The 15,305-nt window shown below is 42.5% G+C and carries 14 protein-coding genes and 1 riboswitch; of the genes, 13 read left to right on the forward strand and 1 reads right to left on the reverse strand.

Annotation, left to right across the window (positions count from 1 at the left end; all coding sequences use genetic code 11):
* Positions 1-27 precede the first annotated feature (27 nt).
* The 3 genes from Q7657_RS17395 (at position 28) to Q7657_RS17405 (ending at position 4,094) form a co-directional block, all read left to right on the forward strand.
* Positions 28-633 carry a carboxymuconolactone decarboxylase family protein gene (locus Q7657_RS17395; RefSeq protein WP_107166547.1) on the forward strand — a complete coding sequence of 202 codons (606 nt, stop codon included), beginning with the start codon at positions 28-30 and terminating at the stop codon, positions 631-633.
* Positions 634-643: 10 nt separating this feature from the next.
* A complete protein-coding gene (gene lpdA, locus Q7657_RS17400; protein WP_107166548.1) occupies positions 644-2,788 on the forward strand; it encodes a dihydrolipoyl dehydrogenase in 2,145 nt (714 codons plus the stop codon).
* Positions 2,789-2,873: 85 nt separating this feature from the next.
* Positions 2,874-4,094 carry an ABC transporter substrate-binding protein gene (locus Q7657_RS17405; protein WP_498827402.1) on the forward strand — a complete coding sequence of 407 codons (1,221 nt, stop codon included), beginning with the start codon at positions 2,874-2,876 and terminating at the stop codon, positions 4,092-4,094.
* Between the two features lie 77 nt (positions 4,095-4,171).
* Here the strand turns inward: Q7657_RS17405 and punR are convergent, their stop codons facing one another.
* Positions 4,172-5,074, reverse strand: coding sequence for a DNA-binding transcriptional activator PunR (gene punR / locus Q7657_RS17410; RefSeq protein WP_107166549.1), 903 nt, complete (start codon positions 5,072-5,074; stop codon positions 4,172-4,174).
* Positions 5,075-5,179: 105 nt separating this feature from the next.
* On the opposite strand from punR, the gene punC reads away from it, so the two are divergent.
* The 10 genes from punC (at position 5,180) to ccoP (ending at position 14,960) form a co-directional block, all read left to right on the forward strand.
* Positions 5,180-6,403, forward strand: coding sequence for a purine nucleoside transporter PunC (gene punC, locus Q7657_RS17415; RefSeq protein ID WP_107166550.1), 1,224 nt, complete (start codon positions 5,180-5,182; stop codon positions 6,401-6,403).
* A gap of 219 nt (positions 6,404-6,622) precedes the next feature.
* Positions 6,623-6,853 (forward strand): hypothetical protein, encoded by a 231-nt coding sequence (locus Q7657_RS17420; protein WP_053989567.1) that lies wholly within the window; start codon positions 6,623-6,625, stop codon positions 6,851-6,853.
* Positions 6,854-7,227: 374 nt separating this feature from the next.
* A complete protein-coding gene (gene artP / locus Q7657_RS17425) occupies positions 7,228-7,956 on the forward strand; it encodes an arginine ABC transporter ATP-binding protein ArtP (protein ID WP_008987257.1) in 729 nt (242 codons plus the stop codon).
* 59 nt (positions 7,957-8,015) lie between these two features.
* Positions 8,016-8,744, forward strand: a complete 729-nt coding sequence (locus Q7657_RS17430) for an arginine ABC transporter substrate-binding protein (RefSeq protein WP_107166551.1) — start codon at positions 8,016-8,018, stop codon at positions 8,742-8,744.
* Positions 8,745-8,747: 3 nt separating this feature from the next.
* Complete coding sequence (artQ, locus tag Q7657_RS17435) at positions 8,748-9,455, forward strand: arginine ABC transporter permease ArtQ (RefSeq protein ID WP_107166552.1); 708 nt, start codon at positions 8,748-8,750, stop codon at positions 9,453-9,455.
* Positions 9,452-10,123, forward strand: coding sequence for an arginine ABC transporter permease ArtM (gene artM / locus Q7657_RS17440; protein ID WP_107166553.1), 672 nt, complete (start codon positions 9,452-9,454; stop codon positions 10,121-10,123). The genes artQ and artM overlap by 4 nt, the downstream gene beginning before the upstream one ends.
* 218 nt (positions 10,124-10,341) lie before the next feature.
* Entirely contained in the window at positions 10,342-10,698 is a 357-nt protein-coding gene (locus tag Q7657_RS17445; RefSeq protein ID WP_107166554.1) for a c-type cytochrome, read from the forward strand.
* Positions 10,699-10,730: 32 nt separating this feature from the next.
* The gene (gene ccoN, locus Q7657_RS17450) at positions 10,731-12,164 is read left to right on the forward strand and encodes a cytochrome-c oxidase, cbb3-type subunit I (RefSeq protein ID WP_107166555.1); all 1,434 of its coding nucleotides are present in this window, start codon (positions 10,731-10,733) and stop codon (positions 12,162-12,164) included.
* A complete protein-coding gene (ccoO, locus tag Q7657_RS17455) occupies positions 12,157-12,765 on the forward strand; it encodes a cytochrome-c oxidase, cbb3-type subunit II (protein WP_107166556.1) in 609 nt (202 codons plus the stop codon). Before ccoN ends, ccoO begins: the two co-directional genes overlap by 8 nt.
* Positions 12,762-14,960, forward strand: a complete 2,199-nt coding sequence (ccoP, locus tag Q7657_RS17460) for a cytochrome-c oxidase, cbb3-type subunit III (RefSeq protein ID WP_107166557.1) — start codon at positions 12,762-12,764, stop codon at positions 14,958-14,960. Before ccoO ends, ccoP begins: the two co-directional genes overlap by 4 nt.
* A 136-nt stretch (positions 14,961-15,096) precedes the next feature.
* A riboswitch (Lysine riboswitch) is annotated at positions 15,097-15,271 on the forward strand.
* Positions 15,272-15,305: the final 34 nt, after the last annotated feature.

The following is a 15,305-nucleotide window of genomic DNA, read 5'->3' on the forward strand; positions in this document are numbered from 1 at the left end:
TTTAGGTATCTGTTTTAAGGAATGGCTGTGCGTATCTCAATCAAGAAAATCGACTCTCTCTGGGTAAAACCCTTGCTATGGCTCCAAGCTCGACATTATGGGCAAGTGCTAAACCCAGCTAAGCTTTGGGGCCGCAAACCTGTACTGTTTTGGTTAGTCGCAGGATTTTTCGGTTTTCTCGATCGCAAAAAATCCCCTATCCAAGCTGTGATACGCTCGCTGATCTGTGTTCGTGTGTCACAACTCAATGACTGTGCATTCTGTGTTGATGCTAACGGTATGAAGTTGGCAGAGCGTTGTGATTCTGAAGAAAAAATCAAAGCATTGGCGAATTGGCAACACTCTGATTTATTTACGGAGCAAGAACGCGCTGTGCTTGCCTACACGGAAGCCATGACCATTACAGGGCAACGTGTTACTGATGAGATGCTTAATGCGCTCCAGCAGTGGTACAGCAGCGATGACATCATAGAGATCACCGCATTAGTCAGTTTCCAAAACCTATCCGCTAAATTTAACACCGCTTTGGACGTGCCAGAGCAAGGCTTCTGTACTCTGCCAATTAAACCCAATGATGTTGCGGCTAACCAAGAGCAAGACAAATCACAAGCTGATACTCAGCAAAACAAATAAGGTGAGAGACATGGATAAGAAAAAGCTCGCTTTACTCATCGTGATTGTTAGCCTGATTGCAAGCTGGATCCATTTCGATCTCGGGCAATACCTCACGCTTGATTTTATCAAGCAGGAGCAATCTGCCCTACAAACGAAAATTCAAAGCCAGCCAATCGTGGCTTATGTGTCGTACTTTGCTATTTACGTTCTAGCGACTGCCTTATCCTTACCGGGTGCCGCCATTTTAACCTTGCTAGCAGCCGCTATTTTTGGTTTCTGGCCTAGCCTGATCATTGTCTCATTTGCCAGCACTATTGGTGCAACCTTAGCATTTCTCTCAAGCCGATTTATTCTACGTGACTGGGTACAACAGCGTTTTGGCTATCGCTTAAAAACCATTAACCAAGGGATCGAGAAAGAAGGCGAATTTTATCTCCTAACGCTGCGCTTGATCCCTGTGTTTCCGTTTTTCCTGATCAACCTATTGATGGGTTTAACTCCCATTAAAACGCGTACCTTTTATCTAATAAGCCAGTTAGGCATGTTACCTGCTACGGCTATTTTCATTAATGCTGGTACTCAACTCAGTAATATTGAATCACTGCGTGGAATTGTTTCTACCCCAGTATTGCTATCGTTAGCTCTACTCGGCACGTTTCCTCTGATTGCCAAGTTCATTGTCAACGCTGTAAAACGCCAAAAGGTTTACCAAGACTTTCAAAAACCTCACTCATTTGATCAAAACCTAGTCGTCATTGGTGCAGGTGCTGGCGGTTTGGTTAGCTCATATATTGCTGCCGCAGTGAAAGCTGAAGTGACCTTGATTGAACGCCATAAAATGGGTGGCGATTGCTTAAATACTGGTTGTGTACCCTCTAAAGCCTTAATTCGTGCCGCCCACAGTGCTCATGAAATCCAACAAGCGAAACAGTTAGGCATTAACGCCAACATTGAAGCTATCGATTTCAAAGCCGTTATGCAGCGAGTACATCACGTTATTGCCGATATCGAACCGCATGACTCTATTGAGCGATACACCAAGCTAGGCGTGAACTGTATTCAAGGTGATGCCACTATCATTTCCCCTTGGCAAGTGAAAGTGAACGATACGATCATCACGACACGTAACATCATTATTGCTACAGGTGCTTCGCCGCTATTACCAAACATTACAGGGTTAAAAGATGTTGATCCGCTCACTTCCGACACCTTATGGCAACTAGAACAACAGCCGAAAAAACTGCTTATTCTTGGCGGTGGTCCTATTGGTTGCGAATTAGCACAAGCGTTCAATCGTTTAGGTACGTCTGTTACCTTGGTTGAAATGGCTGAGCAATTACTCAATCGTGAAGATAACGATGCGGCTTGTGTTATTCGCAATAAACTCACTGATGAAGGTGTGAAGGTATTGCTTCAGCACAAAGCGGTGAGCTTTAAAGCATCCAATAATGAATATCATCTTGCGCAGTTAGATGATCTTGCGAATAACCAATCAGTCGAAGTGGAATTTGATCAAGTCATTGTCGCCCTTGGTCGTGTTGCCAATACCCAAGGTTTCGGTTTAGAGACGTTAAACATTGAAACGACACCACAAGGAACCATCAAGGTTAATGACTATCTGCAAACCCAGTACCCAAATATTTATGCGGTTGGTGATGTGGCTGGTCCTTTCCAACTGACCCATGCCGCAGCACATCAAGCATGGTATGCGTCAGTTAACAGCTTATTTGGTGCCATTAAAAAATTTAAAACCGACTACTCGGTATTGCCAGCCGTTACCTACACCTCGCCAGAGTTAGCACGAGTGGGATTAAACGAAAAAGAAGCGCAAGCCCAAGGTATTGAATATAAAATCTATACTTATGATATTGCGGATTTAGATCGTGCAATCACCGACAACAACAATGAAGGTTTCATCAAGGTGCTGACACCGCCAAATAGCGACAAGATCTTAGGCGTCACTATTGTTGGTCATCATGGTGGTGAACTATTGGCAGAATTTACGTTAGCAATGCGTCACAAATTAGGACTAAACAAGATCTTATCGACGATCCATCCTTACCCGACCATGAGTGAAGCTGCGAAATATACCGCTGGAGTGTGGAAACAACACAACGCACCACAAAAGCTATTATCCTTAGTGCAGCGTTACCATCAATGGATGCGTAAATAGCCTTACAAAGCGCATAACAATAACGAAAACAACAAGCAGCAAAGGAAGATGAATGAAATCACTATTTAAGATGCCACAGTGCAACATGCCCTATTTAAAAGCACTGTCGCAAGGCATTGCGTTATCGCTTGTACTCTCCACTGCTGCGTATGCTGAAATACCAGAGCAAACAACGTCAACACCTTCGCTAGCACAAGCATCATGGCAACAAGTGCTTGATAAAGCCAAAGGTCAAACCGTTTACTTCAATGCTTGGGGTGGCAGCCAAGAGATCAATGAATACCTAAAATGGGCAGATAAACAGCTGCAACAACAATACGGTGTCACGTTAAAGCAAGTGAAAGTCACTGACATTGCAGAAACCACACAGCGTTTACTGGCAGAAAAAGCCGCCAATAAAAACAAAGACGGTAGCGTTGATATGGTTTGGATCAACGGTGAAAATTTCCGCTCTATGAAACAACATCACCTGTTGTATGGTCCGTTTACTCAACGTTTACCTAACTGGAAATACGTTGATACCTCATTACCGATAGATAAAGATTTCACCGTTCCAACCGACGGTTATGAAGCACCTTGGGGAGTGGGACAACTGGTGTTCATTTACGACACCACTAAGTTAAAAAATCCACCACAAAGTTTTAAACAACTATTGGCATTAGCACAGCAAAACCCGGGGAAAATTAGCTACCCTCGTCCGCCAGAGTTTCATGGCAGTAGCTTTTTAAAAGCAGCATTGCTTGAACTCACAACCGATAAACAAGCGTTATACCAACCCTTATCGTTACCCGCTGAAAAAGCCTTATTTGATAAAGTCACCGCACCACTTTGGCATTATTTAGATCAGCTTAATAAAGTCGCATGGCGTGGTGGTAAACAATTCCCAGCAGGTACAGCAGAAACGGTTCAGTTATTAGATGATCAACAGCTTTTATTAGCGATCACTTTTAACCCTAATGCCGCTCTAGCAGCCATTGAAAACGGCAACTTAACTGACACCGCCAAGACTTATGCTTTTAAAGCTGGTGCATTAACGAATGTTCACTTTTTAGCGATCCCTTGGAATGCAACAGCAAAAGAAGGCGCATTAGTGGCGATTAACTTTTTAATGAGCCCAGAAGCACAAGCTCGCAAGGCAGATACAAAAATATGGGGCGATCCAACCATATTAAAACCACAAGCATTTAAAGCCTTGCCAGAGCCATATAAAAGCCAATCATTTAAGCTCTACCCTGCTATTGCTGAGCCAAACCCAACATGGCTAACAGCGATTGAGCTCGAATGGCAAAAGCGTTACGGTCATTAATCGCAAATTTAATAAGTAGAATACCCTTTGCCCCGTCAGATGATGGGGCAAATTTTTTAAAACACTTTTAGAAACATCTAACGCATCCATTCATGGTGAAGCTGCTCACTATCACCTAAATAGTCCAATAACCAACTTACCGCAGGGCTCATACTTTCCGTATTCCACGCTAAACAACACGGGCTCATAGAGGGCTTTATTGCCAATTCCTTTTCAACCAGCTTGCCTGATTCAATTTTACTGATAGCCATATGGCTAGGCACAACAGTGATCCCCAATCCGGCTTCTAAACATTGAAAAGCACTGTACCAACTCGGCACCATAATGCGACGTTGGTTATCCATCAGCCAAGTGGTACGTTTTGGCAAAGTACGTGAAGTATCTTCTAAGCAAATTGCAGGATATTGCGCTAATTCATGAGGCTCAATAGGATGATCAACCGCTGCTAATGGATGCTCAGGCGCAACCACAAACTTCCACGTTAAAACGCCCATATCACGATAATCAAAGCTACCACCAATCGGCACTGCCGCCGTTGCACCAATGGCGATATCAGCACGACCATCGGCTAAAGCATCCCATACGCCATTAAACACTTCCATGGTTAAGTGCAGCTCCACATCTGGAAAATGCAGATAGAAATCACGCACTAAGGTATTCACTCGACTTTGGCGAACCACAGTATCAAGTGCCACCGAGACATTTTCCGACCAGCCATTGGCAACCCGTTGAGTTTGGTATTTGATGGTATCCATTTGTTTGATCAGCTTGCGTGCTTCTTCAACAAAATACTCACCTGCTGGCGTTAATTTCACCTGCCTGTGTAATCGAACAAATAATTCGACAGCTAATCGCTCTTCTATTAACCGAACTGTATAACTTATCGCACTCGGCACTTTGTGCAATTCTTCCGCTGCCGCTGAAAAGCTGCCACGACGGGCGACAACGTCGATAACTTGGAGATCATTGTATGAAAACATATCAAATCAAATTTTTTGAAAGCAATGTTGAAATATTAGCGTTTCACAGCAATGAAAACCAGCATTACACTATCACTATGTCTTATAGATATAGTTATTATAAAAATGAAAAAAGAACTCGCTAAACCATCAAAAATCACCCTATTCTGGTTCGCATGTCTAAGTATGCTGGGCTTTTTAGCTACAGATATGTATTTACCTGCGTTTGAAACAATCCGTGCCGACTTTGCTACATCACAATCTCTTATCGGCCTATCGTTGAGTGTTTTCTTACTGGGTATGGCATTAGGCCAACTGGTTTACGGTCCACTGTCTGATCGCATTGGTCGTATCAAAGTTTTAGTTGGTGGTATCGCCCTATTCAGCGTGGCTTCTATCGCATGTTCATTTGCACCTAACATCGAAGTGTTCCTACTTGCGCGTTTTGCTCAAGCATTAGGTGCATGTAGTGCAACAGTGATTTGGCAAGCGGTGGTTGTTGACCGTTACGAAGGCAAAACATCTGAGCGTGTATTCGCAACCATCATGCCTTTAGTTGCATTATCGCCTGCATTAGCACCATTACTTGGCGCATTGTTAGAGCATAACCTTGGCTGGCGCAGCATCTTCATCGCACTTGTAGCATTTGGTGTTGTACTTGCCATGCTAACGCTGAAAGAAAAAGAAAGCGCAGCATTAGATCAACAACAAGAAAGCGTGACAGTTCAGCTACGTAAAGACTACAGCCAAATCCTGCGCTCTAAAAAGTTCTGGGGTAACATGGTAATTTTCGCAGCATGTTCTGCGGCATTCTTTGCTTACCTAACAGGTTCACCATTTGTTATGTCAGCAATGGGTTACTCAGGTGCAGACATCGGTTTAAGCTACGCACCACAAACCGTTGCATTCATCGTAGGTGGTTACGGTTGTCGTACGCTACTTAACCGTTACTCTGGTAAGCAGCTTCTACCTTGGATCTTGGCGCTATTCTTCACCAGCGTAGCAGTCATGTTCGTTATCTCGGTAACAACCACAGTAACAACAATCTGGCCTATCCTGATCCCATTCTGCTTCCTAGCAGTGGCGAACGGTGCAATTTACCCGATTGTAATTAGCGCAGCACTGTCTGACTTTAAAAACTGTAGCGCAACCGCTGCTGGCCTACTTAACTTCATGCAAACCATGGTATGTTTTGCGGCAAGTGGTCTAGTTTCAGCATTCGCTGCACACGGTCTGCTAACAGTAACAACTGGCATGTTCATTACAGGCTTTATCGCACTATTTGGTTTCTCTCTAGTGGTTAAAGCACGTAAAGAAGAAGCACAAGACGCTGAACTTCAAACAGCGTAATCCATTGCGGTACGTAATATAAATGCTAAGGGGAGCTGACTATCAGCTCCCCTTTTTGTTTTCTCGCTATGATATTTGAACCAGCTCGCAAAACATTATCCGCATCATGACACTTCAGAATAAAACTGGTGATGAATACAAAGAATCACTAGCCTGCCATTGCATCTAACAAGAATCCTAATTAGTACATTGAACTATCATGCAATTAAGGACTTGCTAATGCTAAATACGTACCTGTCTTACTTTAAAATTTTGCTAACAGACTTCGTTAAATATTACCTAGCAACGGTACTTGTTCTTGGCATCAAAGGTGAGCTATTCAATATCGGCTTGCGTGTTTGGTCAGATAACCAAATGTCATTTTATGAGGATGGTTTGTGGCAAATAACGTTGATCTTATCATTCTTAATTACTTGCTGTGTGATGGTACATAAGTACGCGCCTGAGTAGTGATAATTGTAGATAGAATTCACTTGATACCCAATTATAAAGACGGCTTAGTTAAGCTCGTAATTGATAACACTTCATACCAATAACAGTTCTCTCTCACCGCTCAAAACCGCCCCTTTTTCATTTGAATAATTACCCACAACTCCATTTACTCTCAAATCTAAATTTTTTGCACAAATGTAAATATTCCACTAGAGCTATTTAACATTCCTAATTCACCAGTTTAGTTTCGCTATCTCAATAGGATATAAAACCAACAAACGGCGATTAATTAAACAATCATTTAACAAATTAAAAATTTTTTACTTTTTTATTGCATAGCAGAACAACTTGGGTAATATAAAACCAAGTGAGAATAAATGCAGAATAATCGCATGGGTATTCAAGTAAAAAACATTAATAAATTCTACGGCAACCATCAGGTGCTACATGATGTGACCTTTGATTGTCATAAAGGCGAAACCTTGGTTTTACTTGGCCCAAGTGGTGCAGGTAAAAGCTCGCTGCTACGGGTATTAAACCTGTTAGAAGATGCCTCGGCAGGTGAACTGAGTATCGCTGAAACTTACTTTAATTTTAAAAAGGCAGTGGCTGAAAAAGACGGATTAAAACTGCGTCGTAAAGTTGGCATGGTATTCCAGCAATACAATTTATGGCCGCATAAAACGGTGCTGGAAAACTTAATTGAAGCACCTGTAAAAGTGCTAGGTATAGATAAAGAGCAAGCCAAACAGGAAGCAATGACGCATTTAGCGAAATTGCAGTTAGCAGATAAAGCCGATGCATGGCCTTTGCAACTGTCTGGTGGTCAACAACAGCGTGTGGCAATTGCCCGTGCGTTGATGATGAAACCTGAAGTTTTATTGTTTGATGAGCCAACTGCGGCACTTGATCCTGAGATCACAAGCCAGATTGTGCAAATCATTAAAACTTTAAGCGGTACTGGCATTACTCAAGTTGTGGTTACCCACGAAGTGGATTTTGCCAAGAAAATCGCCAGCCATGTGCTTTACATGGAAAACGGAAAAATTGTTGAACACGGCAGTAACGAGGCATTTAGTAACCCTCAAACACCTCAGTTCGCAGATTATTTAAAACACTAGTTAAAACTTAACGTTATATCCCCTTTTATACGTTCGTTTAAGACGCATGGAGTATCGCGATGAACAAAATTTTATTAGCTACGATTATCGGTTTGGTTTCTTCACAAGCAATGGCACAAGAGATCAAGTTCGCAATGGAAGCAACTTACGCTCCTTTCGAGTACATGGATGAGAACAATCAAATTCAAGGCTTTGATGTCGACGTTGCCAATGCGCTGTGTAAAGAGCTGGATGCGACTTGTACTTTTCATAATCAATCTTTCGATAGTCTGATCCCTGCTCTTAAATTCAAGCGATACGATGCGGCGATTTCAGCCATGGATATTACTGAAGCTCGTCAGCAACAAGTGAGCTTTAGCCAACCTTATTACGATAACGCTGCTGGCTTTATTGCTATCAAAGGCAAACTTGCTGATGTCGATGCCCTTAAAGGCAAGCGTGTTGGCGTACAAAATGGTTCAACTCACCAAAGCTACCTAACAGATCAAATGGCTGACGTGACAACTGTGCCTTATAACAGCTACCAAGATGCCTTCATTGATATGCAAAATGGCCGTATTGATGCGGTATTCGGTGACACAGCAGTGGTTGCTGAGTGGCTGAAAAAAGACGACAACCTAGCGTATGTAGGCAAGCCTGTAACAAACCCTAAATACTTCGGTAATGGTTTTGGTATTGCAGTGAATAAAAACAATCAAGAGTTACTTAAGCAGTTGAACACTGCACTTGCGAAAATTAAGCAAGACGGTCAATACCAAGTAATTTTTGATAAGTACTTTGGTAAGTAAATTATGATGTTATCGGGATATTCACTTTCCCTGTTAGAAGCAAGCTGGATGACTGTCCAGCTAGCTTTTACCAGTTTAGTTGTTGGATTAGTGTTAGCGATGCTTTTTGCTGGCGGTGAGATGTCTCGATTTCGCCTTGTGGCATGGCCGACAACGGCTTTAGTAACGGTGTTAAGAGGCTTACCTGAACTTCTTATTGTGTTGTTTATCTTTTTTGGTTCAGGTCAGATCTTGTTTTATATCACGGGTGATTATGTCGAGATCAGCCCGTTTTTATCCGGTGTTATCGCACTTTCTTTGATCTTTGCATCATACGCAGCACAAACCATTCGTGGTGCAATCCGTGCTGTACCCAAAGGTCAACGTGAAGCAGCAAGCGCATTAGGGATCAGTAAGAGCAGAACGTTTTTCGCCATTATTGTGCCGCAAGCAGTGCGTCATGCCCTACCGGGGTTAACGAACCAATGGTTGGTGCTATTAAAAGATACAGCATTGGTGTCATTGATTGGTGTCACAGATCTATTAAAGCAAGCGCAATTAACCTCTGCCGCAACCCATGAAAGTTTTACATGGTACGCAACGGCTGCTGGGGTGTATTTGGTGATCACCTTGATCACGCAGAAGATCATTAAGATTATTGATGCGAAATACAGTGCTCAAGATGGCGCAAGTAATTCAAAGCCGCCTGTGGTTGAAGGAGCAATGGCATGAATGAACAACACTTCTGGCAATTGATGGATGGTCTTGCCACTAGCTTACAATTAACTTTTGTGTCATTACTGGTGGGCTGTACGCTTGCACTATTAATGACAATGACGCTGATTTTAAGAACCTCTGTTTTACATTGGATCAGCCGTGGCATTATTACTCTATTTACGGGTACACCTTTGTTAGTTCAGATCTTTTTGATCTACTACGGCCCAGGACAGTTTGATGTGATCCGTGAGAGTTTCTTATGGAATTGGTTAAGTCAGCCATGGTTCTGTGCCATGTTAGCACTGGCTTTAAATACTGCCGCTTACAGTACCCAATTGTTTAAAGGTGCATTTGACGCTATTCCAAAAGGACAATGGCAAGCCTGCCGTGCTCTAGGGATGGAAACAAAAACTACCCTAAGCACCTTGTTACCATTTGCGATTCGTCGTGCAGTACCTGCTTATTCCAATGAAGTGATCTTGGTGTTTAAAGGTACATCTCTTGCCAGCACCATTACGATTATGGATATCATGGGTTATGCTCAACGTATCAATGCCCAAACCTACGACACGTTAACGGTGTTTGCGATTGCTGGGGCAATGTACTTAACGGTGAATGCGATACTTTCTATCCTCTTCCGCTTGGTAGAAAAGAAAGCGTTGGCTTTTGAAGCTGCAAATTAATCCCTCTCCTAAAGCCAGCTATCTCCTGCTGGCTTTTGTTTTTCTTGTTACTCATTGGTGATTTCTTTCCTATTTCACCGGCCTGCTCTGCCCTCTCTTTTCTTATTTCTCAGCACTGAATCTAAAATCTGACATTGACCAAAGCTAAAAACAGCTATCTTTAAAACTGTGTATTTGTATTGCTAGTTCTATAAATAGTGTTTGAAAGGGAGATGTGCATGTCTTTGATCCTATCTATTAAGCGATGCTTACTGATCGTTTTACTCGCAACTCCCCTTTTTGCTGTTGCCGATGAAATGACACCAGAACAACAGTTTGAAATTGGCAAACAGAAAGCCTTGGTGTGTGTGACCTGTCACGGTGTTGATGGTATTTCCGCCACAGAAACTTACCCCAATCTACAAGGGCAAAAGCAGCAATACCTGATCGCCGCCCTTAAAGCCTATAAACAAAACCAACGTATTGATGGGTTAGCGATATTAATGCAGGGCTATGCGAAACATTTAAGTGATCAAGATATGAGGGATCTTGCGTATTACTTCAGCCACGTAAAAACAGAAAATCATGAACAATAAAAACAAACTGCATCATTGCTAAGGTTATGACGATGGATACTCGGTACAACTATAAAATCGTTCAATACTTTATGGTTGCCAGTGTTATTTGGGCGCTAATTGGCATGTTAATCGGGGTGATTTTAGCGGCACAACTGTATTGGCCTGCCTTGAATTTAGACTCTGAGTATTTCCAATTTGGTCGTCTTCGCCCTTTGCATACCAATGGGGTGATTTTTGGCTTTGTGGTTAACCTCTTGATGGGAACATCTTTTTATATTGTTCAACGCACCTGTAAGCAGCGACTTTATAATATGACGATTGCTTGGCTGGTATTTTGGCTCTGGCAATTCATCTTAATTCTCGCAGTTATCACCTTGCCAATGGGCTTTACTACCTCGAAAGAATATGCCGAGCTTGAATGGCCGATCGATATTCTTATTGCTATCACTTGGGTGATGTATGCCATTGTTTTCTTTATGACAATTGCTAAACGTTCGGTACATCATATCTTTGTTGCCAATTGGTTTTATGGTGCGTTTATTATTGTGATTGCGATGATTTTTATCGCTAATAATCTCGAATTACCTGTCACCATGTGGAAATCATACTCCATTTATTCAGGGGCTGAAGATGCAATTGTGCAATGGTGGTGGGGTCATAACGCAGTAGGCTTTTTACTCACCGCTGGGATCATTGGGATGAATTACTATTTCATTCCGAAAATCTCAGAACGCCCTATTTATTCTTACCGTTTATCTGTGATTCACTTTTGGGGTTTAGTCGGGTTTTACACTTGGGCAGGTACACACCATTTAATTTATTCATCAGTACCTGATTGGCTGCAAAACCTCGGTATTGTGATGTCACTTATTCTGTGGCTACCGTCTTGGGGTGGCGCATTTAATAGCATCATGACCTTGCTTAACAATAAGCAAAAACTCAAACATGACTACATTATGTGGTTCTTCTTCTCTGCCATTATCTATTACGCCCTTGCCACTTTTGAAGGGCCATTATTAGCCATTCGCTGGTTTAATATGATCGCCCATAATACCGATTGGGTGGTTGGTCATGTGCATTCTGGCGCACTGGGCTGGGTAGGTATGTCTGCCATTGCGACCTTCTATTACTTTATTCCTCGCCTGTTTGGTCATGAACAATTGTGGTCTAACCGTTTGGTGAAATGGCATTTCTGGCTAGCCCATATTGGGATTGTGTTATATGCCGTTGCTCTATGGATTGCAGGTATTGGACAAGGCTATATGTGGCTTAAAGAAGAGCCAAATGGTTCACTCAGTTATAGCTTTGTCGAGGCCATGAACTTTAGCGCCCCTTGGATGTTAGTTCGCTTTATTGGCGGTGCGCTGTTTGTACTTGGCGTGGTATTGATGATCTATAACCTTTACCGCACGATGAAACAGCCAAAAACGAAAACCAATAATAACGCTGACGCCACTTCAGAAAAGGTAGAAGCGCATGATTAATAAAGACTTTACTTCATCTGTGGTGATTTTAATTGCGTCAACAGCGATTGTTGCGGCATTTTCTTTCCTTGTCTGGGTGCTACCTGCCTTTTTCTATCAAGACAGATTAATCGCAGAATCGACAGCCAAACCGTTAACTGCATTGCAAGTGGCTGGACGTGATATTTATATCAGTGAAGGTTGCCATACTTGCCATTCGATGATGGTTCGCCCATTAAATGCTGAAGTGAAACGCTATGGCAGATACAACCGTGAGAGTGATGATATATACGAGCATCCCAATCTTTGGGGCTCAAAACGAACAGGGCCTGATTTAACCAATCTTGGGCGTAAATATTCAGATCAATGGCACATTATTCATTTGCGTAATCCTCGTGATGTTGTTCCAACATCGATCATGCCCTCTTATCCGTGGCTATTTGAGCAAGTATTAGATGGCGAAGACATTGAAGCCAAACTCACAGCCCTACGTACATTGGGTGTGCCATACAGTGATAAAGAAATTCGCCAAGCGAGATTAGAGGTGAAAGGTAAAACCAAAGCACAAGCATTAATCGCCTACTTGCAAAGTTTGGGACAAGATCAAGGAGTATGCCCATGAGTGCTTTTTGGAGTAGTTGGGTCATTATCTTAACGCTGATCTTTTTAGCGTTTATGATTGCTGTGGTTGTGGTGTATTGGAAAAAGAACCACTCCGCCAACGCTAACCGTACTGTTGATAGCTTTGATGGCATTGATGAAAACGATGCCGCTGTTCCCAGTCTGTTGCTGTTGTCTTATCTTGCCGCGTTTATTATCGCTGCGGTGTTCTTGGTGCTTTATCCCGGTATGGGAAATTGGCAAGGGTTGATGAAATGGCAATCCACCAACGAAGCAGAATCAACAGCCCCTACTTCACTCCAAGCCCAAATAGCTCAAGTGGGTGACGAGAACTCAAGTTATGAAGATTTGAGTCAATCCCCTGAAATCGTCAGTGCTGGTCGCGCTTTATTTCAAACCCATTGTGCAGCTTGTCATTTAAATCAAGCTCAAGGGCAACTGCATTTCCCTAACTTAAGCGATACAGTTTGGCTGTATGGTGGCAGTGACGAAGCGATACATCACTCCATTGTTCAAGGTCGTAATGGTGTTATGGCGGGTTGGAAAGATATTCTGACTGAAGAAGAAATTGAGCATGTCTCTTCATATGTTGCTTCACTTGAAAAAAATCGCATTATCGCGGAGCCAGCGGTCAATCTTGAGCTTGGTAAAGCGATATTTGATGCTAACTGTACCGCTTGTCATGGCAGTGATGCGAAAGGTAATCAAGCATTAGGCGCACCTAACCTTACCGATAATATTTGGCTTCATGACGGCAGTATTGAAGGCATAAACGCCACCGTGACCTATGGCTTAAATAACGTCATGCCCGCTTTTGAAAACCAACTCACTAATGATGAAATTCAAGCGCTTGGTGCTTATATTCGTCACCAAGGTAACGAGCAAAAAAATAAGTTAGCAGAGCTCAATCAAGACATGGTTAGTAAAGGGCAATATCTAGCTTACGCAGGTGATTGTATTGCTTGTCATACAGGTGAAGGTGGTGAACCTTTCGGTGGTGGTTTAGGTTTCTTAACTCCGTTTGGTACGCTTTATTCAACCAATATTTCAGCTCACCCTACCTATGGTATTGGTGACTACACTTATGAAGAGTTTTACGACGCACTGCATAAAGGTAAAGGGAAACACGGTTATTTGTACCCTGCAATGCCTTACTCGTCTTATCAATATGTCACCGATGAAGATACTCAAGCGTTATGGGCGTATATGCAATCGCTTAACTTTGTAAATACCCGTAATAAAGAAAATAAAATGATGTTCCCAAGTAACATTCGTTTGGGGCTATTAGGTTGGAATATTGCCTTCTTAAACACTGCACCACTTGAATATCCCGATGATATGACCGAACAATGGAAGCGTGGTAAATACCTCACCATGGGATTAGGTCACTGTTCGGAATGTCACACTCCACGCAACGTAGCGCAAGCTTTGATCGAAAAAGAGCTATTTCAAGGTAATTTAATTGATGGTTGGAAAGCCCCTGATATTACTGCAACAGAGCTATATCAAGACCGTTGGGATGTAAAAACATTAACAGACTTTTTAAAAACGGGTCATTCCGATAAAGGAACCGCATTTGGTGGTATGGCGGAAGTAGTACAAAACAGTACTCGATTCTTAACCGAACAAGACGTCGCTGCCATTGCGGAATACTTGATCACCGGTGATAAATATAACGAGTTAAATAGCTCGGTTCCTCAGCTTAATCCACCAGGATTTGGCGATCTCGTTCCCGCCAATGTTGATATCCAAACCGTTGAGCTAAAGCCGTTAAGCAGCAACGATCCTGAAAACGAAGCCAAACTGTATGGCGTATATGTTCAAACCTGTGGCGCATGCCATGGTAAAGACGGTAAAGGCCGAAAAGGTATCGCCCCTACACTGCTTAACAACGGGATAATTATGCACAGTGATCCTTACGATACCATTGCTGTTACCATTCGTGGTTTATTGCCAAACTTTATGGAACAAGACACCAATTTCATGCCTATGAGTAGCTTTAACTCGGTGATCAGTGATGCCAACTTGGCAAAACTGATCAGCTTTGTGCGTGCGAAATTAGGTGATCGTACCGTGCCCGTTACCCCGCAAGAAGTTTCAGATGTGCGTAAGGCATTAGTTGAAGGTGGTTACGCTGGAAATATTCACAGCATGACACCACCAGAAGCTAACGAGCCAAATAGTTTAACGGAATAAGCGGATATCTAAACAGTGTACAGTTTCATTATCTGCTTAACATTCCATCAACAGTAATAATTTTTACAATTTTTATGCAATTTTTCACTGCTTTATATTGCCTCTGTAAAATTTATAAGTATCATCAAATTTCAATCCTTTGAGTAGAGGCGCGCTGCCTATTAGTATCCAGATGGAGGGTGACACCTAAGAAGTCTGGGGAAAGGAGTCGGCGCCGAAGTCATTGTTGTGTCATCAACAGTGGCTGGGTCTGCATTAAATAAGTGCAGAACTGCCATAGTTTACGTAGTCTATGGAGCGCTACCCTAAGGGATATGCAGAAGTATATTTTCTACAGAAATCTGT

Origin of the sequence: Candidatus Photobacterium acropomis (assembly GCF_030685555.1) — a bacterium.
Lineage (GTDB): Bacteria > Pseudomonadota > Gammaproteobacteria > Enterobacterales > Vibrionaceae > Photobacterium > Photobacterium lucens.